The organism is Pseudomonas sp. QLc11A (assembly GCF_052112305.1).
GTDB classification, from domain to species: Bacteria; Pseudomonadota; Gammaproteobacteria; order Pseudomonadales; family Pseudomonadaceae; genus Aquipseudomonas; species Aquipseudomonas laurylsulfatiphila.
In genome coordinates this window covers 1-22,588 of record NZ_JAVAJJ010000003.1, presented here as the reverse complement: position 1 = coordinate 22,588, position 22,588 = coordinate 1, and the positions used below count along the sequence as shown (strand labels likewise).

The following is a 22,588-nucleotide window of genomic DNA, read 5'->3' as shown; positions in this document are numbered from 1 at the left end:
GGTCAAAAGGCCGTATCCGGCTTCAACCAAACAACCAATACCCCAGCAACGTCAGCACCACCACCGCCAGCACCGGGCGCAGTACACGGTAGGCCTTGGGATTGCGCCGCTTCCATTGCTTGACCACACCACTGAATCTATCGCTGGAGCTCTTGCTCCACTCGTAGGCCTTGTTGATCCCGCCCACACGCTCGTCATCCAGGTTCTGAGGGGCGGTGGCGCGACCCAGCCAGGCGCTGATACAGCGGTTGATGCCGGTCATGAAGCGATTGCTCAACGGACGTTCGATATCGCAGAACAGGATGACCCGGGTCTTTGGCGTTTCATTCTTGACCCAGTGCACGTAGGTCTCGTCGAACATCACGTCTTGACCATCGCGCCAGGCGTAAACCTGACCGTCGACAAAGATGCGGCAATCATCGGAATTGGGGGTGGACAGCCCCAGGTGATAACGCAGGGAGCCGCCAAACGGATCGCGATGCGGGTTGAGGTGGCTGCCGCCCGGCAGCAGCGCAAACATCGCGCCCTTGACGTTGGGAATGCTACTGACCAATGCCACGGTTCTCGGGCACAAGACTTCGGCAGAAGGCAGCGGTTTGTCATACCACTTGAGATAGAAACGCTTCCAGCCCTTCTTGAAGAACGAGCCAAAACCGGCGTCGTTATTCTTTGCCGCCGCACGAATATAGCCCTCGTCGAACAAGTGCATCGCTTCGTCGCGAATCACCTCCCAGTTGTCCTTGAGCACATCCAGTTCGGGAAACTTGCTGCGATCCAGATACGGTTTGGAAGGCACACCGGAAAACAGGTACATCAAGGCGTTATAGGGTGCGAACAGTGCCGAATGGTTAACGAATTGGCGCAAAACCGGCAGACGTGCCTTGCCGCGTAAGTGCACATAGAGGGTGCTGCCGAGAAACAGCAGCAACAACGAGGCTTTCGCGGCAAACGAAAAGGTCATCAACAACTCCTTTGAAGATAAGCGACTTTGCGCCACGCCCATTGCCCGACGTGGTTTGCGGCATGATAAACACTGCCGAACCGGTGAAAAACCTGCACTTTTCAACATTCAATGTTAACGAATGTGCAACAAAGCATTTCTTAACATGTGGCACCTGAACGGCGGCTGATGCGAATCCATCATCAACCACCGCCAGCGACGATCCGCCAAAGTTCAGCGCTTACTGCTGGTTCTCCTGTTCGGTAAACAGATCACTGAACAACATGCTCGACAGATAACGTTCACCGGAATCCGGCAGGATCACGACGATGGTCTTGCCCTGCATTTCCGGGGTCTCCGCCAATCTTACGGCCACTGCCATGGCAGCGCCGCAGGAGATCCCGCACAAGATTCCTTCTTCCTGCATCAAGCGCAGGGCCATGGCCTTGGACTCTTCGTCACTGACCAGTTCTACCCGGTCGACGATCGACAAATCGAGGTTCTTCGGCACAAAACCGGCACCAATGCCCTGGATCTTGTGCGGGCTGGGCTTGATCTCTTCACCGGCCAGGGCCTGGGTAATCACCGGCGACACCGCCGGCTCCACCGCCACCGAGAGAATCGGTTTGCCCTGGGTATTCTTGATATACCGTGAAACCCCGGTGATGGTTCCACCGGTTCCGACGCCTGCCACCAGCACGTCGACGGCGCCGTCGGTATCGTTCCAGATTTCCGGGCCGGTGGTTTTTTCGTGGATGGCCGGGTTGGCCGGGTTGTCGAATTGCGCCGGCATGAAGAAGTTCGACGGGTCGCTGGCAACAATTTCACCGGCTTTTTCGATAGCGCCCTTCATGCCTTTGGCCGGTTCGGTCAACACCAGCTCAGCACCCAGTGCCTTGAGCACCTTGCGACGTTCGATACTCATGGACGCCGGCATGGTCAGCATCAGTTTGTAGCCACGGGCGGCGGCCACGAACGCCAGGCCGATACCGGTATTGCCGGAGGTGGGTTCGACGATGGTCATGCCCGGCTTGAGTTTGCCACTGCTCTCGGCATCCCAGATCATGTTCGCGCCGATCCGGCACTTGACCGAGTAACCGGGGTTGCGCCCTTCGATCTTGGCCAGGATGGTCACACCACGCGGCGCAATGCGATTGATCTGCACCAGCGGCGTGTTGCCAATGGAGTGGGCGTTGTCAGCGAAAATGCGGCTCATGGCTGGGTCCTTAACGACAGCATTGAAATAGGGCATCAAGGTAAGCCCTCTTGCCCGCAGGCGTCCAGTCGGGTCGAACGTCCGCCTGTCAGTGCAGTCAATGGCTTTAGATCGCCAGAGATTTACCGCCATGAAACGTCGATACAGCTGGCCCCTGTGGACCCTCATCGGTCTCGTTGTACTGCTGATAACGCTGCACATCGCCCTGCCCTATCTGGTGCGCGATTACCTTAATGAGAGGCTGGCGGACATGGGCGACTACCGGGGCCAGATCACCGACGTGGACCTGGCCTTGTGGCGCGGGGCCTACAAGATCAACGGACTGAAAATCGTCAAGGTCGATGGCAAGGTTCCGGTGCCTTTCGTCAACGCGCCATTGATCGACCTCTCGGTGAGCTGGCACTCACTGTGGCACGACCACGCGGTGGTGGCCGAAGTGCAGTTCATCAAGCCCGAGGTCAACTTCGTCGACGGGGCCAACAAGCGAAACTCCCAGACCGGCCAGGGCACCGACTGGCGTGCCCAATTAGGCAAGCTGCTGCCCATTACCCTGAACGAAGTGCGGATCAACGACGGCAAGATCAGTTTTCGCAACTTCAACTCCAAACCACCGGTGAACATGAACGCCACGAAGGTGGATGCCAGTATTTTCAACCTGACCAACGTGGTCGACACCAAAGGCAAACGCGACGCACGCTTTGAAGGCAAAGCCTTGCTGCTGGGGCATGCACCATTGGAGACCTCGGCCACTTTCGATCCGTTGAGCGATTTCGAAGACTTCGAGTTTCGCTTGCGCACCACAGATATCGAACTCAAGCGCCTGAACGACTTCGCCGCGGCCTACGGCAAGTTCGACTTCAATGCCGGCCATGGCGACGTGGTGATCGAAGCCCAGGCCAACAAGGGCCGACTGACCGGCTATATCAAGCCACTGATGCGCGATGTTGATGTGTTCAACTGGCAGCAGGACGTGGAAAACAAGGACAAAGGACTGTTCCGCTCGATATGGGAAGCCCTCGTCGGTGGAACCGAGACGGTCCTGAAAAACCAGGGCAAAAACCAGTTTGCGACAAAGGTCGAACTCAGCGGCAACGTTCACCAGAAGGATGTCAGCGCGCTCCAGGCTTTTTTGCAGATTTTACGCAATGGTTTCATCCAGGCGTTCAATGCGCGGTATGAACGGCCCAAGCCGGATGCAGGCTAAGTCACTAAGTGACGCTCCATTCAGAGACTGAATAAGCCGTCTGCGTTCACAGTCGACCGGGCAGCGCGTTATAGTCGGGGCTGACCCTTTTTATTGCGCCCCCCCGCCCTGCCTCGTTCAGGTCGGCGTTACCGTTCGAGGATTAGCAGATGAAGTTCGAAGGCACCCAGGCCTACGTCGCCACCGATGACCTGAAGCTGGCGGTCAACGCCGCCATCACCCTGGAGCGGCCGTTGCTGGTCAAGGGCGAACCGGGCACCGGCAAGACCATGCTCGCCGAGCAACTGGCCGAATCCTTTGGCGCCAAGCTGATCACCTGGCACATCAAGTCCACCACCAAGGCTCACCAGGGCCTGTACGAGTATGACGCGGTCAGCCGCCTGCGCGATTCGCAGCTTGGTACGGAAAAGGTCCACGACGTTCGCAACTACCTGAAAAAGGGCAAGCTCTGGGAAGCCTTCGAATCCGAAGAACGGGTCATCCTGTTGATCGACGAAATCGACAAGGCCGACATCGAATTCCCCAACGACCTGCTGCAAGAACTCGACAAGATGGAGTTCTACGTTTACGAGATCGACGAGACCATCAAGGCGAAAAAGCGCCCGATCATCATCATTACCTCAAACAACGAGAAAGAGCTGCCGGACGCGTTCCTGCGCCGCTGCTTCTTCCACTACATCGCCTTCCCGGATCGCGTGACGATGCAGCGGATCGTCGACGTGCACTACCCGGACATCAAGAAAGACCTGGTCAGCGAAGCGCTGGACGTGTTCTTCGACGTGCGCAAGGTGCCGGGCCTGAAGAAAAAGCCTTCGACCTCCGAACTGGTGGACTGGCTGAAGCTGCTGATGGCCGACAACATCGGCGAAGCGGTGCTGCGCGAGCGCGATCCGACCAAGGCCATCCCGCCACTGGCCGGTGCCCTGGTGAAGAACGAACAGGACGTGCAATTGCTTGAGCGTCTGGCGTTCATGAGCCGTCGCGGCACCCGCTAAGAGGCTGATGCCATGCTGCTCAACCTGTTCAATGAAATGCGCGCAGCCAAGGTGCCGGTTTCGGTGCGTGAACTGCTGGACCTGATCAACGCGCTGAAACAGCGCGTGACCTTCGCCGACATGGACGAGTTCTATTACCTGTCCCGGGCGATCCTGGTGAAGGACGAAAAGCATTTCGACAAGTTCGACCGGGCGTTCGGTGCCTACTTCAATGGCCTGGAAAAGCTCGACGACCATCTTCAGGCGCTGATCCCCGAAGACTGGCTGCGCAAGGAATTCGAACGCTCGCTGACCGACGAAGAACGGGCGGCGATCCAGTCCCTCGGCGGCCTGGACAAGCTGATCGAAGAGTTCAAGAAACGCCTCGAGGAACAGAAGGAACGTCACGCCGGCGGTAATAAATGGATCGGTACCGGCGGCACCAGCCCGTTCGGTTCCGGCGGTTTCAACCCGGAAGGCATCCGGGTCGGCGATGCCGGCAAGCGCCAGGGCAAGGCCGCCAAGGTCTGGGACCAGCGCGAATACAAGAACCTCGACGATTCGGTGGAACTGGGCACGCGCAACATCAAGGTCGCCCTGCGCCGCCTGCGCAAGTTCGCCCGCCAGGGCGCGGCGGAAGAACTGGACATCGATGGCACCATCGACCACACCGCCAAGGATGCCGGCCTGCTGAACATCCAGATGCGGCCGGAGCGGCGCAACACCGTCAAGCTGTTGCTGCTGTTCGACATCGGCGGCTCGATGGACGCCCATGTGAAGATTTGCGAGGAATTGTTCTCGGCCTGCAAGACCGAGTTCAAGCACCTGGAGTACTTCTACTTCCACAACTTCATTTATGAATCGGTGTGGAAGAACAACATGCGCCGCACCTCCGAACGCACTTCGACCATGGACCTGCTGCACAAGTACGGCGCCGACTACAAAGTGATCTTCATCGGCGACGCCGCCATGGCGCCCTATGAAATCACCCAGCCGGGCGGCAGTGTCGAGCACTGGAACGAAGAAGCCGGTTACGTGTGGATGCAGCGGTTCAAGGAAAAGTACAAGAAGCTCATCTGGATCAACCCGTATCCGAAGGACACCTGGGGCTATACCTCGTCGACCAATATTGTGCGGGACTTGATCGATGACCAGATGTATCCGTTGACCTTGCGGGGGTTGGAGGAAGGGATGCGGTTTCTTTCCAAGTAGTTTTTATTGCCTGGTCTGACGCCATCGCGAGCGGGCTCGCTCCCACAGGGTCTTATGTACGGCAAAGATCCAATGTGGGAGCGAGCCTGCTCGCGATGCTTTTAAGGGCTAACAAACCGGCGCAGATACTGAATCTGTTCTCGATGCGCCACTTCCTGCACCACCGGCCTCAACCGCACCTGCGCCCCCGGCAGGCACTGCGCCAGCCGCGCCAGCGCCAATGGCGTCAACGCCCCCAGACGCGGATACCCACCAATGGTTTGCCGATCATTGAGCAACACAATCGGTTGCCCGTCGGGCGGCACCTGCACGGCACCCAACGGAATGCCCTCGGAAATCATTGGTTTGCCCTGGTACTGCAACGCCGTACCGAGCAGGCGAATACCCATTCGGTCGGCACGGCTGTCGAGGTGCCATAGGCTGTTGAACGCGTCGAACAGGCTCTGCCCGCTGAACTCGCCGATCTGTGCTCCGAGGACCAGGTCCAACGGCGCATCAAGGTTCAGGTCCGGTCGTTGGTCTGCGGTCAATTCGCGCAGCAACATCACCGGGTTGCCCGAATAGCTCAAGCTCGCCCCTTTACCCAGCGCACGGCCCATGCCGTCCAGCCCGCCGAGTTCCTCCCGGACCACCGTCGCGCTGCTGCCCAGCACTTTCGGCGCATCAAACCCACCCGGCGCCGCCAGATAAGCCCGGGCTCCGAGCAACGGCTGAGTGAATTGCAAACGCTGGCCTTTGTGCAGTCTGAAACTGCGCCACGGGGTCAAAGCCTCGCCGCCCACCCGTGCGCCAAGATCCGCCCCGGCCAAGGCCAGCACGCAGTCTTCTTCAGCCACCACGGTGAACCCGCCGAGGGTGATTTCGATCACCGGTGCATCCAGTGCGTTGCCCAATAGCCAGTTGGCCCAGGACATCGAACACCAATCGGCCGCTCCGCCCTGGGTCACGCCCAGATGCCGCACGCCGAATCGCCCGGCATCCTGCAACAGGCACAGCGGCGTACTCGCTTCAATCATCAGACGGCTCATGCGTGGGCCTCCAGAGGCGTATCGTCCCCCCCAAGGTTAATGAACTCGGCATGGTCGACCGCTTCGAACCGTACGGTGTCACCGGGTTGCATCAGGCTGTAGCCGTCACGGTTACGGTCGAACAATCTGGCCGGCGTGCGGCCGATCAGGTTCCAGCCGCCCGGCGACACCACCGGGTAAGCCGCCGTTTGCCGCTCAGCGATGCCGACACTGCCGGCCGCGACTTTCTTGCGTGGCGTGTTCAGACGCGGCGCAGCGAGCGCTTCTTCCACCAGCCCCATGAAGGCGAAGCCCGGTGCAAAACCCAAGGCGAACACCTGGTATTCACGCTCACTGTGGCGGCGGATCACCTCCTCCACCGCCAACCCGCTGCGCTGCGACAACAGCGTCAATTCCGGTCCGACGCTCAAGTCGTACCACACCGGCAACACATGACAGGTACCGCGAGTACGCGCATTGGGCGACAGATCGATCAGTGCCTGGGCAATCAGTTCCCGTGCCTGGCTCGGGCTCAATGCCGTCAGGTCGTAATGCACCATCAATGTGGTGTAGGACGGCACCAGATCGATCAGGTGCCCGGCAAATGCCATGCGCAGACTTTCACTGGCCGCGAGCATCCACGGCATGTTGCTTTCGGCAATTTCATCGAACAGGCGCACCATCAGGCAATCCAGCGCCACCACTTCCACCCGCAGCTTCATGACGCACTCTGCCGGTTCAAGGCTTCGCGGATGCGTTGCACGGCAGCGACCGAACTGGCGTTGTCGCCGTGCACGCAGAGGGTGTTGGCCTGCAAATGCAGGGCGCTGCCGTCACTGGCGGTGAGCTGATCGCCACGGGCAATGGTCAGCGCCTGCTCGATGATTGTTTCCGGGTCGTGATGCACCGCGCCCGGCAGTTGTCGCGAGACCAGCCTGCCGGCGCTGTCGTAAGCGCGATCGGCGAAGGCCTCGAACCACAGTGTCACGCCGTATTCATCGCCCAGTTGTTGGGCAGCGCTGTTGTCGCGGGTCGCCATCAGCATCAATGGCAGCGTGCGGTCGTAGGACGCCACCGCTTGCAAAACGGCGCGCAGCTGCGCCGGGTTGGCCATCATGTCGTTGTACATCGCGCCATGGGGTTTGACGTAACTGACCCGGCCGCCCTGGGCCCGGCAGATGCCGTCGAGGGCGCCGATCTGGTAATGCAGGATGTCTTGCAGCTCCTGGGTGGCATAGGCCATGGAGCGGCGGCCGAAGCCCACCAGGTCCTGATAGGCCGGATGCGCGCCGATTTGCACACCGTGGCTGAGGGCCAGGCTGACAGTCTTGCGCATGATGCTCGGGTCGCCGGCGTGAAAACCGCAGGCGACGTTGGCGCAATCGATGAAGGGCATGATTTCGGCGTCCAGACCCATGGTCCAGCTGCCGAAACTCTCGCCGATGTCGCAGTTCAATAGCAGGCGGCTCACACTGAACACTCCTGTAGGCTTTATTCTTTTCAGCTGCGGGACCTATCTATAAGACAGTCCCGCAGATTATCAGTTACTGGGCGTCGAGTTGCTTGCCACGGGTTTCCGGCAGGCTCAGGGCCGCGAGGATCACCACACCGTAGGAAACCGCCGCGAAGGCACCGATGCCCACGCTCAGTGGTACGGTCTGGCTGAGCAGGCCGATCAGCAGCGGGAACAACGCCGCCAGCGCGCGGCCGATGTTGTAGCAAAAACCCTGGCCCGAACCGCGAATGCGCGTGGGGAACAACTCGGTCAGGAATGCGCCCATGCCACTGAAAATCCCCGAGGCGAAAAAGCCCAGCGGAAAGCCCAGCCACAACATCACGCCGTTGCTGACCGGCATTTGCGTGTACAGCAACACAATGATGAACGAGCCGACGGCGAACAGGATGAAGTTCTTCTTGCGTCCGAGGATGTCGGTCAAATAGGCGCTGATGACATAACCCACGTAGGAACCGACGATCACCATCGCCAGATAACCGCTGGTATTGAGTACGCTCAAACCGCGTTCGTTTTTCAGGAAAGTCGGTAGCCAGGACGTGATGGCGTAGTAGCCGCCCAATGCGCCGGTGGTCAGCAACGAAGCGCGAATCGTGGTGAACAGCATGCCGGGGGCGAAGATCTCGTAGAACTTCGAAGGATTGGTCGGCGCCTCCTTGGCTTTGGCTTGACGATAGATTTCCGGATCCTTGACCAGACGGCGGACAAAAATCACAAAAATCGCCGGCACGATGCCAAGGATGAACAGCGCACGCCAGGCGTCTTCCGGTGGCAATACCGAGAACAGCAGCGCATACAGGATCGCCGTCAGCCCCCAACCCAGCGCCCAGCCGGATTGCACCATGCCCACAGCCTTGCCGCGGTCCTTGGCGCGAATCACTTCGCCGATCAGCACGGCGCCGGCCGTCCACTCGCCGCCGAAACCGAAGCCCATCAGGGTCCGCGCAATCAGCAGTTGTTCGTAGTTCTGGGCAAAGCCGCAGAGGAAGGTGAAGAAGGCAAACCACAACACGGTCAGTTGCAGGGTGCGCACACGGCCGATGCGGTCGGAGAGAATCCCTGCGACCCAGCCACCGATGGCCGAAGCGATCAGGGTGCTGGTGTGAATCAGCCCGGCCTGGCCGGTGGTGATGCCCCACATGGCAATCAGGGTCGGCACCACGAAGCTGAGCATCTGGGTGTCCATGCCGTCCAGGCCATAGCCGATCTTGCAGCTCCAGAAGGTGCGGCGTTCCTGCTGATTGATGTTGCGATACCAGTCGAAAGGTCCCGGGCGAGCCGTGGCTTTCGCGTTGACGGGGGTGTCGGGCGCACTCATGGCAAATCTCCGCGCTGATTTTATTGGTATTGTTCTGAGCCCCGACGACGCCTATCGTGGGAACCGGATGCGCCGATTTTTGGACGCGCGCCCCTGCTGCGTCCAACTAATAAAAACCCGCCTTAGACATAAGAAATCTTTATCCCATGAACCTGAAGTTTCTCGAGACCTTTGTCTGGGTCGCCCGACTCAAGAGTTTCCGCCTGACCGCCGACAAGCTCTTCACCACTCAGGCTTCGATTTCCAGCCGGATTGCGGTGCTTGAAGGCGAGCTCGGGGTGAAGCTGTTTCTGCGTGATTCGCGCGGGGTGAGCCTGACGCCCGAAGGCCTCAAAGTGCTCGATTACGCCGAGCAGATGCTGGACACCATGCAGGCACTCAAGCAGTCGATCGAGACCCGTTCGAGCAAGGCCGGACGGGTGCGCATCGGCGTGATGGACACGGTGATCCATACCTGGCTCAGCCCGTTGGTGGCGCAGATGACCGATCACTACCCACTGGTGGAAATCGAGCTGGTGGCCGATACCTCGCTCAACCTCTGCGATCAGCTGCAAAAAGGCTTTCTCGATGTGATCCTGCAAACCGACCTGCTGCGTCAGGAAAGCGTGCGCAGCCTGGAACTGGCCAGCCACCCCATGGGCTGGATCGTCGCCAGCAATTCCATTTACAACCGCGAGTACTCAGGCATCGCTGACCTGGCGGGCGAGCGGATCATCACCTATTCGAAAAACTCCCATCCGCACCAGGAAGTACTGGCCCTGATGCAGGCCAATGGCGTGATGGCGCCACGACTGAACTGCGTGAACTCGGTGTCGGCAATTACCCGGCTGCTGCGCGACGGATTTGGCATTGGCGCGTTGCCGCCGGTGCTGGTGGCCGAGGAACTGGCGCGCGGCGAATTGACCCTGCTGGACATCGATCAGCGACCACCCGACTTGCAGGTGGTGGTGTCGTGGCGAGTAGGCGTGGAGTGGGTCGAGGAGATTGTGGCGTTGTGTCAGCAGGTGCTGGAGGGGTATGCGCGGAAGGTGGGCGAGCGCTACATGGTCTTGAGCAAACCCCTGGCCAGGCTCTGAAAAGGGCTTCCATATCACAAGAGCAATTACTATCATTTGCATTAATAATTTGAAAATGTATTCTCTGCGCGCATTCAGCTAAACCACTGTCCAGAAGGAATCGGACTTGATGCGCGCTTTCACGCAAAGACAGCAGCAATGGCTCTCACACTGGAGGGAAACCCTCGACACTCCGGCCTTCCAGTCCCGCCGCATCACCCCCGACCATTTGAGCACTGCCCTGGTGCCCGCCGCGCAGCGCTGCCTCCACCCCCTGATCCTGCTTACACCTTGCGCCTCATCGAGGGCGTTGCCTGGCTCTGCATCCTGACGCTGGCGGCCACGGCGCTGGCTAACGAATGACTGGGTTTCTCGTCAGCCGGTATCTCTGGGGCATCTGGCAAGGCGCCCTGCTCCCCGTCGCCTACGCCCTGGCCACCATCGGGACCCGCCGGGTGCGCTCATATACCGCCACATCCGGCAGCGAAATCTTGCCTGGCCACACTTTTCACGACTAAAAAAAGACCACCTCATGACCCGAACCAAACTTTCCTTGCTGATTCCGCTGCTTGGCTCCGTCAGCGCCCAGACCTGGGCCGAGGACACCGAACAGCAACCCGGCACGTTGACCATGCAAGCCACCGTCGTTTCCGCGACGCGTAGCGAAGCGACCATTGCCTCGATCCCAGGCTCGGTCCAGGTGATCGACGAACAGCAGATCCGCCAACAGAGTGGCGCCGGGCGTCGGGTCTCCGACATTCTGGGGCAACTGGTTCCCGGCCTGGCGCCGTCCAGCGGCGGGATGAGCAACTTCGGCCAGACCCTGCGCGGGCGCAACATGCTGGTGTTGATCGACGGCGTATCGCAGAACGCCACGCGCGACAACTTCCGCCAACTCAACAGCATTGCACCGGCCAGCATCGAACGCATTGAGGTGGTGTCCGGCGCCAGCAGCATTTATGGCGCCGGAGCTTCGGGCGGCATCATCAACATCATCACCAAGCGCAACCAGGGTCAGGACCTTGCCTACAGCAGCAAACTGGGCCTGACCACCGGCAACAACCTCAACAGCAAGGGTTTCGCCTACGAGGCTTTTCAGAGTGCGACCGGGCGCAAGGATGCCCTGGACTGGTACCTGTCCGCCGACCTGACCCAGCGCAACGACCAGTACGACGGCAACGGCAATCGCATCCCTCAGGACACCTCCCAGGGCAGCAACATGGACACCGACACCTATGACCTGCAAGGTCGTTTCGGTTACGAACTGGATGCCGATAAAAAACTCAGCCTGTCGCTGCAGGACTACAAGGACCAGCAGGACACCGGCTACACAAAAGACCCGAAAAACCTGCAAGAGGCCGTGGCGGTCAAAGGGCTGAAACTCGACGACCAGCCCTACACCCATAATCAGGCGGCCAACCTCAACTTCACCGACAACGACTTCTACGGCCAGGGCCTGCAACTGGAAAGCTACTGGCGTCGGGCCGACGCGCTGTTCTTCCCGGACCTGTCGCGGGGCAAGGCCGGGATCGCCGACAACAACAGCGTGCAGGATGTGTACGGCCTTCGTGCGGCCATCGACACGCCGTTGCCGGCCATCGGCAGCGCCACGGGCAACCTGGTCTGGGGCGCCGACTATGATCACGAACGCTCCCGTCAACGCGGTGACCAATACACCCTAAAAGGGCTGAACTACACCAAGACCGGCACCACTTACGAGATGGGCCCGGATATCGAAACCACTACCAAGGCGCTGTTCGGGCAGATGTCATGGGACATCGGTGACTGGACCTTGCGTGGCGGTGTGCGCCGCGAATGGATCGAAAGCGAGGTCTCCGACAGCATCGCCTACGGGCAGATCGTCCAGACCGGCGTACGCGCCATCCTGCCAGGCGACACCCTCAAATACGACGCCACGCTCTATAACCTGGGCGCGGTCTATCACCTGAGTGAACATCAGGACGTCTTCGCCAATTTCAGCCAGGGGTTTTCGCTGCCGGACATCCAGCGCTTCTTGCGTGACGTGAGCAGCACCTTCGACATCCAGAGCCTCAACGCCCAGGCCATCAAGGTCGACAGCTACGAGCTGGGCTGGCGCGGTGACTGGGACCAGTGGCAGGCCGACGTGACCGTCTATGAAAACACCTCGGACGTGACCCAGTTCTACGATGCCAATAGCCGTGTTTTACGTCTGATCAACCAGAAGGAGCGGGTTCGCGGCATCGAAAACAGCCTGACCTACCGCGCGACCGATCACTGGTCGGTGGGTGGCACCTATGCCTGGGCCAAAGGCGAGACCCAGCAGAACGGAAAATGGATCGATCTGCCGGCGACACGCATTTCACCGGCCAAGACTACGCTGTTCGTCGGCTACACCGAAGACGACTACAACTTGCGCCTGCAAGGCATGCACCTGTCCAGCTACGACGCGGCCGCCAAGGACAACAACGGGCGAGACATCGAAGGCTATACGCTGGTGGACCTGCTCGGCTCCGTGTACCTGCCGGTCGGTCGCCTGGAAGGCGGGGTGTACAACCTGACCGACCGCACGTACGTCAATCTGTTCGCCCAGGCCAATGCCAGAGCGCCGTACCCCAACGCCGAAGGCCGCACCCTGAGCATGACCTATTCGATTGATTGGTAACCAAGCAAGGAGCCGGCTTGCCGGCTCCCTGACGTTCGACGGTGTTACAACCCGCGCAGATCCCGCTCTTCAATCGGCCGGCTCTGGCGCAGACGCTTGCCGCCCAGCACCACCCAGTCGATCAGCCGGAACAGGCACTCGATCCCGAACGACAGCAGCAAGGCACCACTCATGCCCCAGATCATCGCTTCGGGCGTCAACAGAATCTGGTAGCTGTAGCCGTTCCAGGTTTCCTTGCGAATGTCCGGATCGGCGGCCAGCACCACTTGCAGGAAGCGGATGTACCACGGGCCCTGCATCGCCTGGAATTGCTTGTCCAGAGCCACCTGACGGGTCAGCAGGTTGCTCAGGCTGTCGGCGTCGCTGCGAAAGATCGGGTCCTCGCTGGCGCGGTAATGCGCGACCAGCGCCTGCATGTCACCCTTGAAGAACTGATTGGCGGTGTTCTGGAAGCCGCTCAACCCGGCTTGCGCCTCGATCAGATGGGCTTCGACCCGCTTGGCGTAATCGTTGATGAACCCCGGCACCTGGACACCGATCAGCAGGCCCGCCGCAAACAACACCAGCCGTAGATAACTGAGCAACATGCAAGGAGTCCTTATTCGGTCGTGCCCTGGCTGACGCATTCGCCGCGTCGCCACAGGCTCCATTGACCCGGTTCGTAACGGGTCCAGGTTTCGTTTTCGGTCAAAGGTTCGGTGGCGATGACAGTGACCACATCGTCAGGGGTGGTTTCGGCCTGAAAGTCGACGATCACGTCGACATCTTTCAGGCGCGCCGGGCCAAAGGGGGCGCGACGGGTGATCTGCGCCAGCTTGGTCGAGCAATAGCAGAACAGCCAGTCGCCATCGCTGAGCAGGCAGTTGAACACGCCTTTGCTGCGGTACTCGGCGCAAGCGGCCACCAGGTCCGGCAGCAACGCTTCGACCTCGACCGGTTCGGGGAACGCCGCACGCACACGGTTGAGCAAATCGCAGAATGCCGCTTCGCTGTCGGTATCGCCCACGGGGCGGTAGAAACTGGCCGTTGGCTGAAAATCCGCCAACTGGCCGTTATGGGCGAAACACCAGTTGCGCCCCCACAGCTCGCGGACAAACGGATGGGTGTTGGACAGGCAGACCTTGCCGACGTTGGCCTGGCGGATGTGCCCGATCACCACTTCGCTCTTGATCGGATAGCGCTGCACCAGGTTGGCGACTTCCGACTCACAGCTGGCCGCCGGGTCCTGGAACAGCCGCAGCCCACGGCCTTCATAGAAGGCAATGCCCCAGCCATCGCGATGCGGGCCGGTGCGGCCGCCGCGTTGCATCAGCCCGGTAAAGCTGAACACGATATCGGTCGGGACATTGGCGCTCATGCCCAATAACTCACACATGTTCGGACTCTCGATCAATCGCAGGGGCAAGGTTACAGACGGGGTTCGACTCGCATCCGCTGAGGATTGCTCGGCACGGGCGGACGACCGTAACGATCATCGCCGGCACCGCCAAACGGTTGATCATCCTCAGGCTCTTCGGCGCGGACGGCAGCTTTGGTGGCAGCCTCACGCTCCTTGCGGGCGTTGGCGGCGCGTTCGATGGGGAAACGGATCGCCACCAGCACCAGATAGAGGCCGAATGCGATCATGCCGTACATGAACAGATCGGAAATGGCCCGCCAGGCGTTGTTGCCGACCTTGAACAGCAGGTCGAGCGCGGTAATGGCGACGGCCGGTGCGACTTTGTCCTTCACCGGGTCGATGATGGTCGGGCTGAACAGCAGCACGACCATCGCCAGCCGCAGTGGCTCACGCAGCCAACGCCACATCCAGCGGGTCAAGCGCATCCACACCAACAGGCAGCCCAAAGCGGCGAAGGCGTAGAGGCCCCAAGCGATCAGATAGTCGTTCTCGGTCATGGTGTCCATGGCAAGGCAGGCAAGTCGGGTAGAGACAGGCCATTACTGGCCTGCCTCCCCCTAAGAACCGTACGTGCGCCTTTCAACGCATACGGCTCAAGTCTTTAGAAAGCCCCTTGCGGAGCCGGTTTGTTCACTGTCAATCCACGGCTGTGAAGCTGTTGGTGACAAATAGGATGCAATAGTACCCGGTTATCCAGGGTGTCTCTACCGCCATGAGTGCGGTGGATAATGTGATGGTCATGCCATCCCGTTTCCTTCGTAATCGGTTGTTTGCACATCAGACACAGTCCTTTCTGGCTTTGATAGAGACTGAGAATCTGTTTGCGATACTTCAGCTTTTTCAGCATCTGTGCCGTCCGCAGCTTCTCGCCCATTTCTTCCATGGAAGGGTCAAAGGGGTTGTACTCCCCACTAACCTTCCTGTGTCGTTCGATCGGTGTACTCGCAAGCGAATACAGAGCGACCTCCTTTTTCGTCCCGTTTTCCTCCAACATCGTGGTGGCAAACACCCAACTTCTGCTTCCTTGAGTTCGGAAATACTTCTTCCCTATCCATTGCAGTGACTTGTTCGGGTGCCGCCGCTTTGCCCAACGCCATAGAGCATAAAACAACAAATTATCCATGCGGCTGTAGGCCTGCTTGGCTACTACAGGCTGGTGATACAGCGCCCAGCCTTTCAAGATGGGATTGAGCAATCGAATCAAATACTCCTGCTTCGCCATCTTGTTGGCGTCGATGACCTCCTTCACCTTGTGATAGAACGCCTTGACGTTCTTCTTACTCGGTTTGATCAGAAGCTTCCCGTCGTACTTACGGAAATTCCAACCCAGAAAGTCGAAGCCTTGATCGGTATGGACGATATGTGTTTTCTCAGGGGATAACTGCAACCCGCGTACTGCCAGGAATTGCTCCACCCAAGGTCTGATTTCGCTTTCCAGTACCTCTTTCGAGTCTCCAGTAATCACAAAATCATCCGCATACCGCACCACGTTGATCTTCAGCTTTCTGGCCCTTGTCACGCCCAGATACTGCTTGAGCTGTGTTTCCAGACCATCGAGCGCCATATTTGCCAAGGTAGGCGAGATAATCCCGCCTTGTGGCGTACCAGCATCCGTTGCCTGTAGCTGGCCTTTATGAATCACGCCAGCCTTCAACCATTTCCGAAGAATCGCTTTGTCCATAGGGACGTGGGCGAGCATCCAGTCATGATTAATGTGATCAAAGCAGCCTTGTATGTCCGCCTCCAGTATCCATTGGGCCGAAACCTTCTTGGACAGGCAAACAAACAACTGCCCCATCGCATCCGCCGTAGAGCGTTCGATCCTGAAGCCGTAGCTGTTCGGATCGCCCTTGGTTTCTGCAATGGGTGCCAGAGCTAGCAAATACAGCGCCTGCATAGCCCTGTCAGTCATGGTTGGGATACCCAAAGGGCGTTCCTTCCCATTCGACTTCGGAATGAACACACGCCGTAAAGGTCGTGGCTTATATCCGTGACGCTTCAACACATTTGCCGCTTTCCATTTTGCGTCGGGTGTATCCCAGAGCACGCGGTCGACTCCCGCCGTGCGCTTACCCTGGTTTTCAGTGACTCGCCGTACGGCCAAGTATCTGGCCGATCGAGAGCGGGTCAGCATCCGTTGCAGGGCTTTAACCCTGCGCCATTTGCCTTCCCGACAAGCCTTCGCAATCCGCACCTGCATTGCCCGAACATTCCGCTGAACACGACACCAATCGATGTCATGCCATTGTTGCGGAGTGCCAGAAAGCGCAGGCACGGCCATTTGGCTGTGCTCTATCATGCTGCCTTCCTCTCAAGTTTCCCCGAGCAGAAGACGTACGCATCCCCTGACGGGAATGGACGCTCCCGTCAGGGTTGGATTAGTAGGAGGCCCAATACTGCGGGTCTCTAAGATCATTGAGACAGGTTCAGTCAGAGTTCATGCGACGAAAGACCACGCAGAAGTCTGCCCGGTTTCCCGTGAGGTAATGTCCCAACCCCTATCCGAGCCATTACAGCCCGGCTTTCGCTTTCTCTGCGATCCCATACCCGCACAGCCAACAGATCCCCTTGCGGTTCACCTGCCCGAAGGCGGCCATACGGGCTTACCACGTTCCCTGCCTGTCACACGATTGGTTTAGGGCCTGCCTTTTCACCGATGGTCCTATGACGACGTACCTCAAGCCTCTACAGAGGTATCCGACCACGTGCCTTTTGGCTCAAGCCTGACAGCAGTTTTGGCTTGTTCATAATTACGGCGTTTATCAGCAGTTCACTTACGTTACCCATACCAACCAGCCTAGCGTCTCAACCCGGCACTGCTCCGAGTATCTATGCTTTACCTCGCGGCAAAAGCACACCCTGACGGGGACTACATTGTGAGAAGAGCTTCACACCTCACCGTTACCAGTGACGCATGTCTTCCTAGGCTATCGTTGGTCGCACAACGAGTCCGCTGCCACCTTGCGAGCAAGGTAGATGGACAATGACAGACAGAGCTTTCGCTCATGTCTCCGGTTTGATGTGAGCAGGGACTGCCGAGGCAGCATGCCCAAAGAAATTGTTACCTCCTGTTTCAAAAGCAGGAGGGAACCCCAGCGGGGATTCTCTCCCGCATGGGTTTAGCCCTGAACAGGGCTGATGTGTAGTAGGCACTCCAGTACCGGAAAATCTGGTACTGCGGTCGAGCTACCGAGCGCTAATCGACCTTGAGTTTGCCACCGCCGCTGCGGCAAGTCCTTGAAGGCATTGGACTTCTGGGAGGGTTTTGTTTCTTGGGGTTGGGTACCCAAGCTCTTGGCTTCCTTTCGGAAGCCCTTCAAGATGACTCTACACCTCGAAGTCTTGGAGACACGCTACGCGTGTCGCACAGAGGCGCTTATGATAACGGCTTTTCGCCCGTCAGGCTGCATCAATGCCTGACTGTTGAACGCTATCCATGTGGGAGCGGGCTTGTGTGGCGAGGGGGCTTGCCCCCGTTGGGTCGCAAAGCGGCCCTAAAACAAGTCACTGCGGTATTTAAACAACGCGGTGTCTGTATTACGACTGCTTCGCAGCCGAACGGGGGCAAGCCCCCTCGCCACACAAGCCCGCTCCCACAGGTTGCCAAGCCCCTATTCCGTACACTGCTCGAGAGTCCTTCATGCCCCTACCCGCCAACATTCACGACGCTCCGATTGCCCACAAGGCTGATGGCTCCGATCCGTATGCCTGGCTGCAAGAGCGCGACACCGATGCAGTGCTCGATTATCTGAAAGCCGAAAACAGCTATCAGGAGGCGCAAACCGCCGACCAGGCCGGGCTGCGCGAGACCCTGTTCGAAGAGATCAAGGGGCGAATTCTCGAGACCGACCTGTCCCTGCCCTCACCCTGGGGACCGTATCTGTACTACACCCGCACCACCGCAGGCGATGAGTATGCCCGGCACTACCGCTGCCCCCGTCCGGCCGATGACAGCCTGACCCTCGACGAAAGCCGCGAACAACTGCTGCTGGACCCCAACGAACTGGCCAACGGCGGCTTCTTTTCCCTGGGTGCGTTCAGCATCAGCCCGGACCATCAGCGCCTGGCCTACAGCATCGACTCCAGTGGCGACGAGATTTACACGCTGTTCGTGAAGGAATTGTCCGACGGCCGCGTCAGCGAGCTGGAATTCCAGGATTGTGACGGCAGCATGACCTGGGCCAACGACAGCCTGACGCTGTTCTTTGGCGAGCTGGACGACACCCATCGCCCACACAAGCTGTATCGCTATCGACTGGACGGTACGGCGGCCGAAGAAGTGTTCCATGAGCCGGACGGTCGCTTCTTCATGCATTGCTACCGTTCAAGCTCCGAGCAGCAACTGCTGCTGTCCGTGGGCAGCAAGACCACCAGCGAAGTCTGGGTGCTCGATGCCTCCCGGCCCCAGCGGGCGTTTACCTGCCTGGCGCCACGGGTTGAGGATCATGAGTACGACGTGGATCACGGCGCACTCGACGGGCAATGGACCTGGTTCATCCGCACCAACCGCGACGGCATCAATTTCGCCTTGTACACGGCCATCGATACCGGCGCCGTGCCCACCGAAGCCGACTGGCAGAACCTGATCCCCCATAGCGACACGGTGATGATCGACGGCATCAGCCTGAACACCGGGGCCATGACCCTCAGCCTGCGGCTTGGCGGTCTGCCGGTCATTGAAGTACACCCGCAAGGTCTGGCGCCTTATCGCGTGCAGCTGCCGGATGCGGCCTACAGCCTGCACGTGCAAAACAGCCTGGAGTTCGAAAGCCAGCGGATTCGCCTGCGCTACGAAGCGTTGAACCGTCCGGCGCAAATCCGCCAGCTTGAGCTGGCCACCGGCGAACAGAAAGTGCTCAAGCAAACCCCGGTGCTCGGTCCGTTCGACGCCGACGCCTACATCAGCCAGCGCCTGTGGGCCACTGCGCCGGACGGCACCCAAGTGCCCATCAGCCTGGTGATCAAACGGACAGACCTCGGCAAACCGGTGCCGCTGTACCTCTACGGTTATGGCGCCTACGGCGAAAGCCTCGACCCATGGTTTTCCCATGCGCGCCTGAGCCTGCTGGATCGCGGTATGGCGTTTGCCATTGCCCACGTGCGTGGCGGCGGCGAACTGGGGGAAGCCTGGTATCGCGCCGGCAAGCAGGAGCACAAGCACAACACCTTCAGCGACTTTATCGCCTGCGCCGAACACCTGATCGCCCAAGGCTTCACCACTGCACCGCAGTTGGCAATCAGCGGCGGCAGCGCCGGCGGCTTGCTGATCGGCGCGGTGCTCAATCAACGGCCGCAGCTGTTTGGCGCCGCCATCGCCGAAGTGCCGTTCGTCGACGTCCTCAACACCATGCTCGACCCTGATCTGCCATTGACCGTGACGGAATACGACGAGTGGGGCAACCCTGAAGAACCGGATGTTTATGATCGGATCAAGGCCTACGCCCCTTACGAAAACGTCACCGCGCAAGCTTATCCGGCGACGCTGGTGATCGCCGGTTACAACGACAGCCGCGTGCAGTATTGGGAAGCGGCCAAGTGGGTGGCGAAACTGCGCGCGACCAAGACCGACAGCAATCCGCTACTGCTCAAGACCGAACTGGGTGCCGGGCATGGCGGGATGAGCGGTCGATATCAGGGATTGCGTGACGTAGCTCTCGAATATGCATTTTTGTTCAAGGTGTTGGGTATAGCCTGAGGAACCTGGCGCAGTGTGCCAGTCTTAATTGCGCACACCGACAGCCGATACAACCCGTACCCCTTGTGGGAGCGAGCTTTTGTGGTGAGGGGGCTTGCCCCCGTTCGATTGCGCAGCAATCGCAAACCTGTCACTGCGATCGAGATCAGGATTGCGGCAAATGGTTTCAGGGGCGCTTCGCACCCCAACGGGGGCAAGCCCCCTCGCCACAGACCCGCTCCCACAGGGGATTTGCGGTGAATTCAAATTCGAGTCAGCAACACACAAGAAGACCGTGACGACATGTCTGAATCAACCTTTCTGAACAACGAAATTCGCGACTGGCTGATGGATTGCGGCCTGTTCAATCAACTGTTGCCGGCGGACTTCGTCGCGGCCTCGGGCTACTTCAGTATCAGCACCATTGCCCAGGGCGAGGAGATCTTCCAGGAGGGCGATGCCGGCAGCTTCATGTGCATCATCCATACCGGTCAGGTGGCGGTGCAGAAAACCACCGCTGACGGGCAACGAGTCACCATCGCCACGTTGCGCAGCGGCCGCTCGTTCGGGGAAATGGCCGTGCTCGACGGCGAACGGCGCTCGGCCAGTTGTGTGGCCGCCAGCAACTGCCAGTTGCTCAACCTGGGCAAGGACTCGCTGGAAAAGATGCTCAACGATGCACCGAAAATCGCCGCCAAGATCATCCGCGCCCTCGCCGTTTCCCTGTCCAAACGCCTGCGCATGGCCGACGGTCAATTGCTGTCGCAGCAGGTCTAGCCACCCGGTGATTTGACTTTCGGCGGGTTCGGTTCGATTCCCGGCACGGGCTGATCCTTGGTTGGCGGGCTGGGCATTTCAATCGGCACCAACGGCGGCCCGCTACTGCCGGGGCCGACTTTCGGCAACGGCGCCGGGCTGATTTGCGGGTAAGGCGTGGGCGTGGCGGTGCCGGGCGAACCGGGTATCGGCGCGGGGCTGACGGGAATCGTTTGCAACTGTTGGGCCTGCGCTGCAGTTATCGAGAGCGCGGCCAGGGCAATGACCGTTAGAATGGTGCGCTTCATCAATGGCTCCGTTGGCCTTGTCGTCATGAACAGGCTACTCCCAACTGCGTCTGTTTGCCCTCCCGAGTTCTGCCAATTTTCTTCAAGTGAGCCCCATGAAACGTTTCGTTCTGCTGGACACCACCCCCATTCCTGAAAACGGCGGTGCCCTGTGCCTGTTCGAATATGGCGAGGATTTCGTCATCAAGATCCAGGGTGGCGACGGCGGACAATTGATGAACACGCGCATGCACGGCTCCGAAGATGCCCTGGCCGAGATCCCCTGCCGCAAAGTCGCTGGCCGAGCGAATTCACGGGTGCTGATCGGCGGCCTGGGCATGGGATTCACCCTTGCCTCGGCGCTCAAGCACCTGGGCAAGACCGCCGAAGTGGTGGTCGCCGAACTGGTCCCCGGTGTGGTTGAGTGGAACCGTGGACCGCTGGGCGAAAAGGCCGGCAACCCGCTGCTCGACCCGCGCACGGTGATTCGCATGGAAGACGTGGCCAAGGTCCTGCAAGCCGAACCCCAGGGCTTCGATGCCATCATGCTCGATGTCGACAACGGCCCCGAAGGCCTGACCCAGAAGGCCAACAGCTGGCTGTACTCCGCCGCTGGCCTGAACGCCTGCGCCAGGGCCATGCGCCCCAAAGGCGTGCTGGCGGTCTGGTCGGCCAGCGCTGATCGGCAATTTTCCGACAAACTGAAGAAAGCCGGGTTCAAGGCCGAGGAAGTGCAGGTCTTCGCCCACGGCAACAAGGGCACCCGCCACACCATCTGGATTGCCGAGAAGCTCAAGGGCTAGGCTAAACTTCACCCTATAACCGTCATCAGTCTTTCTACAAAGGTGAACCCATGAGTTCGTCCACCCCGACCAACACTTCGAAGCTGGATCGCATCCTCGCCGACAACCAGCGCGACAAGGAAATGGGCTACCGCGACAAGGCCCTGAAGATGTACCCGCACGTCTGTGGCCGCTGCGCCCGTGAGTTCTCTGGCAAGCGCCTGAGCGAACTGACCGTGCACCACCGCGACCACAACCACGACAACAACCCGCAGGACGGCTCGAACTGGGAGCTGTTGTGCCTGTACTGCCACGATAACGAACACTCGCGCTATACCGATCAGCAGTATTTCGGCGAAGGCTCGCTGAGCACGCCGAAAATCGCCAAGGCTACGCACAACCCGTTTGCGGCGTTGGCTGGGCTGATGAAAAAAGAAGAGTAAAAATCTTCAGTGCCTGAACTGGCCTCTTCGCGAGCAGGCTCGCTCCCACATTGTTCTGCTATGACCACAAATTATGTGATCAACAGTGATCCCTGTGGGAGCGGGCTTGCCCGCGAAAGCATTGGCTCAGACACCACAAGTCTTGAATCTGCCCACCCTCCCCC

Annotated in this window: 20 protein-coding genes and 1 pseudogene; 10 read left to right on the top strand and 11 right to left on the bottom strand. The window is 59.5% G+C overall.

Annotated features, from left to right (window positions below; translation table 11 throughout):
* Positions 1 to 22: 22 nt before the first annotated feature.
* A complete protein-coding gene (locus Q8X48_RS05530; protein WP_407799386.1) occupies positions 23 to 961 on the bottom strand; it encodes an aspartyl/asparaginyl beta-hydroxylase domain-containing protein in 939 nt (312 codons plus the stop codon).
* 220 nt (positions 962 to 1,181) lie between these two features.
* Positions 1,182 to 2,156 carry a cysteine synthase A gene (gene cysK / locus Q8X48_RS05525; RefSeq protein WP_007972439.1) on the bottom strand — a complete coding sequence of 325 codons (975 nt, stop codon included), beginning with the start codon at positions 2,154 to 2,156 and terminating at the stop codon, positions 1,182 to 1,184.
* 100 nt (positions 2,157 to 2,256) lie between these two features.
* On the opposite strand from cysK, the gene Q8X48_RS05520 reads away from it, so the two are divergent.
* From Q8X48_RS05520 to Q8X48_RS05510, 3 genes are all read left to right on the top strand, one after another.
* Positions 2,257 to 3,360, top strand: coding sequence for a DUF748 domain-containing protein (locus Q8X48_RS05520; RefSeq protein ID WP_442085913.1), 1,104 nt, complete (start codon positions 2,257 to 2,259; stop codon positions 3,358 to 3,360).
* Positions 3,361 to 3,509: 149 nt separating this feature from the next.
* Entirely contained in the window at positions 3,510 to 4,355 is an 846-nt protein-coding gene (locus Q8X48_RS05515) for an AAA family ATPase (protein WP_007984829.1), read from the top strand.
* Positions 4,356 to 4,367: 12 nt separating this feature from the next.
* Positions 4,368 to 5,546, top strand: a complete 1,179-nt coding sequence (locus Q8X48_RS05510) for a vWA domain-containing protein (RefSeq protein WP_126046941.1) — start codon at positions 4,368 to 4,370, stop codon at positions 5,544 to 5,546.
* A 101-nt stretch (positions 5,547 to 5,647) separates the two neighbouring features.
* Here the strand turns inward: Q8X48_RS05510 and Q8X48_RS05505 are convergent, their stop codons facing one another.
* From Q8X48_RS05505 to Q8X48_RS05490, 4 genes are all read right to left on the bottom strand, one after another.
* A complete protein-coding gene (locus Q8X48_RS05505) occupies positions 5,648 to 6,574 on the bottom strand; it encodes a biotin-dependent carboxyltransferase family protein (RefSeq protein ID WP_407799384.1) in 927 nt (308 codons plus the stop codon).
* Positions 6,571 to 7,275 carry a 5-oxoprolinase subunit B family protein gene (locus Q8X48_RS05500; protein ID WP_102673866.1) on the bottom strand — a complete coding sequence of 235 codons (705 nt, stop codon included), beginning with the start codon at positions 7,273 to 7,275 and terminating at the stop codon, positions 6,571 to 6,573. The genes Q8X48_RS05505 and Q8X48_RS05500 overlap by 4 nt, the downstream gene beginning before the upstream one ends.
* Entirely contained in the window at positions 7,272 to 8,024 is a 753-nt protein-coding gene (locus Q8X48_RS05495; RefSeq protein WP_102673867.1) for a 5-oxoprolinase subunit PxpA, read from the bottom strand. The genes Q8X48_RS05500 and Q8X48_RS05495 overlap by 4 nt, the downstream gene beginning before the upstream one ends.
* A 73-nt stretch (positions 8,025 to 8,097) precedes the next feature.
* A complete protein-coding gene (locus Q8X48_RS05490) occupies positions 8,098 to 9,384 on the bottom strand; it encodes an MFS transporter (RefSeq protein WP_407799383.1) in 1,287 nt (428 codons plus the stop codon).
* 146 nt (positions 9,385 to 9,530) lie between these two features.
* Between Q8X48_RS05490 and Q8X48_RS05485 the strand changes: the two genes are divergently transcribed.
* The 3 genes and pseudogenes from Q8X48_RS05485 to Q8X48_RS05475 all read left to right on the top strand — a co-directional run bounded on the left by Q8X48_RS05485 (position 9,531) and on the right by Q8X48_RS05475 (position 13,083).
* The gene (locus Q8X48_RS05485; protein WP_126046950.1) at positions 9,531 to 10,460 is read left to right on the top strand and encodes a LysR family transcriptional regulator; all 930 of its coding nucleotides are present in this window, start codon (positions 9,531 to 9,533) and stop codon (positions 10,458 to 10,460) included.
* 258 nt (positions 10,461 to 10,718) lie between these two features.
* Positions 10,719 to 10,957: pseudogene (locus Q8X48_RS05480) on the top strand (hypothetical protein); the annotation flags it as partial.
* 14 nt (positions 10,958 to 10,971) lie between these two features.
* Positions 10,972 to 13,083: a TonB-dependent receptor gene (locus Q8X48_RS05475; protein ID WP_095963765.1), complete on the top strand. Its 2,112-nt coding sequence runs from the start codon at positions 10,972 to 10,974 to the stop codon at positions 13,081 to 13,083.
* A gap of 44 nt (positions 13,084 to 13,127) precedes the next feature.
* Here the strand turns inward: Q8X48_RS05475 and Q8X48_RS05470 are convergent, their stop codons facing one another.
* The 4 genes from Q8X48_RS05470 to ltrA form a co-directional block, all read right to left on the bottom strand.
* Complete coding sequence (locus Q8X48_RS05470; RefSeq protein WP_015096367.1) at positions 13,128 to 13,670, bottom strand: DUF2937 family protein; 543 nt, start codon at positions 13,668 to 13,670, stop codon at positions 13,128 to 13,130.
* Between the two features lie 11 nt (positions 13,671 to 13,681).
* Positions 13,682 to 14,458 (bottom strand): class II glutamine amidotransferase, encoded by a 777-nt coding sequence (locus tag Q8X48_RS05465; protein ID WP_015096368.1) that lies wholly within the window; start codon positions 14,456 to 14,458, stop codon positions 13,682 to 13,684.
* Between the two features lie 32 nt (positions 14,459 to 14,490).
* Entirely contained in the window at positions 14,491 to 14,988 is a 498-nt protein-coding gene (locus Q8X48_RS05460) for a hypothetical protein (protein ID WP_007972419.1), read from the bottom strand.
* Between the two features lie 95 nt (positions 14,989 to 15,083).
* Positions 15,084 to 16,781, bottom strand: a complete 1,698-nt coding sequence (ltrA, locus tag Q8X48_RS05455) for a group II intron reverse transcriptase/maturase (RefSeq protein ID WP_407799382.1) — start codon at positions 16,779 to 16,781, stop codon at positions 15,084 to 15,086.
* 1,341 nt (positions 16,782 to 18,122) lie between these two features.
* On the opposite strand from ltrA, the gene Q8X48_RS05450 reads away from it, so the two are divergent.
* Positions 18,123 to 20,177, top strand: coding sequence for a S9 family peptidase (locus tag Q8X48_RS05450; RefSeq protein ID WP_407799381.1), 2,055 nt, complete (start codon positions 18,123 to 18,125; stop codon positions 20,175 to 20,177).
* 282 nt (positions 20,178 to 20,459) lie between these two features.
* A complete protein-coding gene (locus tag Q8X48_RS05445) occupies positions 20,460 to 20,933 on the top strand; it encodes a cyclic nucleotide-binding domain-containing protein (RefSeq protein WP_007972417.1) in 474 nt (157 codons plus the stop codon).
* On the opposite strand, the gene Q8X48_RS05440 is transcribed toward Q8X48_RS05445, so the two are convergent.
* Complete coding sequence (locus Q8X48_RS05440) at positions 20,930 to 21,220, bottom strand: hypothetical protein (protein WP_104450506.1); 291 nt, start codon at positions 21,218 to 21,220, stop codon at positions 20,930 to 20,932. The two genes, Q8X48_RS05445 and Q8X48_RS05440, sit on opposite strands and share 4 nt — an antisense overlap.
* Before the next feature lie 95 nt (positions 21,221 to 21,315).
* Here Q8X48_RS05440 and Q8X48_RS05435 point away from each other — a divergent pair, with 95 nt between their 5' ends.
* Positions 21,316 to 22,002, top strand: coding sequence for a spermidine synthase (locus Q8X48_RS05435; protein WP_407799380.1), 687 nt, complete (start codon positions 21,316 to 21,318; stop codon positions 22,000 to 22,002).
* Between the two features lie 50 nt (positions 22,003 to 22,052).
* A complete protein-coding gene (locus Q8X48_RS05430) occupies positions 22,053 to 22,424 on the top strand; it encodes a YajD family HNH nuclease (RefSeq protein WP_053156205.1) in 372 nt (123 codons plus the stop codon).
* Positions 22,425 to 22,588 lie beyond the last annotated feature (164 nt).

Bases quoted from the DNA above. Each gene is read 5' to 3' on its own strand.
- Q8X48_RS05530 (WP_407799386.1), bottom strand. From the start codon at position 961: ATGACCTTTTCGTTTGCCGCGAAAGCCTCGTTGTTGCTGCTGTTTCTC.
- cysK (WP_007972439.1), bottom strand. From the start codon at position 2,156: ATGAGCCGCATTTTCGCTGACAACGCCCACTCCATTGGCAACACGCCG.
- Q8X48_RS05520 (WP_442085913.1), top strand. From the start codon at position 2,257: ATGGCTTTAGATCGCCAGAGATTTACCGCCATGAAACGTCGATACAGC.
- Q8X48_RS05515 (WP_007984829.1), top strand. From the start codon at position 3,510: ATGAAGTTCGAAGGCACCCAGGCCTACGTCGCCACCGATGACCTGAAG.
- Q8X48_RS05510 (WP_126046941.1), top strand. From the start codon at position 4,368: ATGCTGCTCAACCTGTTCAATGAAATGCGCGCAGCCAAGGTGCCGGTT.
- Q8X48_RS05505 (WP_407799384.1), bottom strand. From the start codon at position 6,574: ATGAGCCGTCTGATGATTGAAGCGAGTACGCCGCTGTGCCTGTTGCAG.
- Q8X48_RS05500 (WP_102673866.1), bottom strand. From the start codon at position 7,275: ATGAAGCTGCGGGTGGAAGTGGTGGCGCTGGATTGCCTGATGGTGCGC.
- Q8X48_RS05490 (WP_407799383.1), bottom strand. From the start codon at position 9,384: ATGAGTGCGCCCGACACCCCCGTCAACGCGAAAGCCACGGCTCGCCCG.
- Q8X48_RS05485 (WP_126046950.1), top strand. From the start codon at position 9,531: ATGAACCTGAAGTTTCTCGAGACCTTTGTCTGGGTCGCCCGACTCAAG.
- Q8X48_RS05475 (WP_095963765.1), top strand. From the start codon at position 10,972: ATGACCCGAACCAAACTTTCCTTGCTGATTCCGCTGCTTGGCTCCGTC.
- Q8X48_RS05470 (WP_015096367.1), bottom strand. From the start codon at position 13,670: ATGTTGCTCAGTTATCTACGGCTGGTGTTGTTTGCGGCGGGCCTGCTG.
- Q8X48_RS05465 (WP_015096368.1), bottom strand. From the start codon at position 14,458: ATGTGTGAGTTATTGGGCATGAGCGCCAATGTCCCGACCGATATCGTG.
- Q8X48_RS05460 (WP_007972419.1), bottom strand. From the start codon at position 14,988: ATGGACACCATGACCGAGAACGACTATCTGATCGCTTGGGGCCTCTAC.
- ltrA (WP_407799382.1), bottom strand. From the start codon at position 16,781: ATGATAGAGCACAGCCAAATGGCCGTGCCTGCGCTTTCTGGCACTCCG.
- Q8X48_RS05450 (WP_407799381.1), top strand. From the start codon at position 18,123: ATGCCCCTACCCGCCAACATTCACGACGCTCCGATTGCCCACAAGGCT.
- Q8X48_RS05445 (WP_007972417.1), top strand. From the start codon at position 20,460: ATGTCTGAATCAACCTTTCTGAACAACGAAATTCGCGACTGGCTGATG.
- Q8X48_RS05440 (WP_104450506.1), bottom strand. From the start codon at position 21,220: ATGAAGCGCACCATTCTAACGGTCATTGCCCTGGCCGCGCTCTCGATA.
- Q8X48_RS05435 (WP_407799380.1), top strand. From the start codon at position 21,316: ATGAAACGTTTCGTTCTGCTGGACACCACCCCCATTCCTGAAAACGGC.
- Q8X48_RS05430 (WP_053156205.1), top strand. From the start codon at position 22,053: ATGAGTTCGTCCACCCCGACCAACACTTCGAAGCTGGATCGCATCCTC.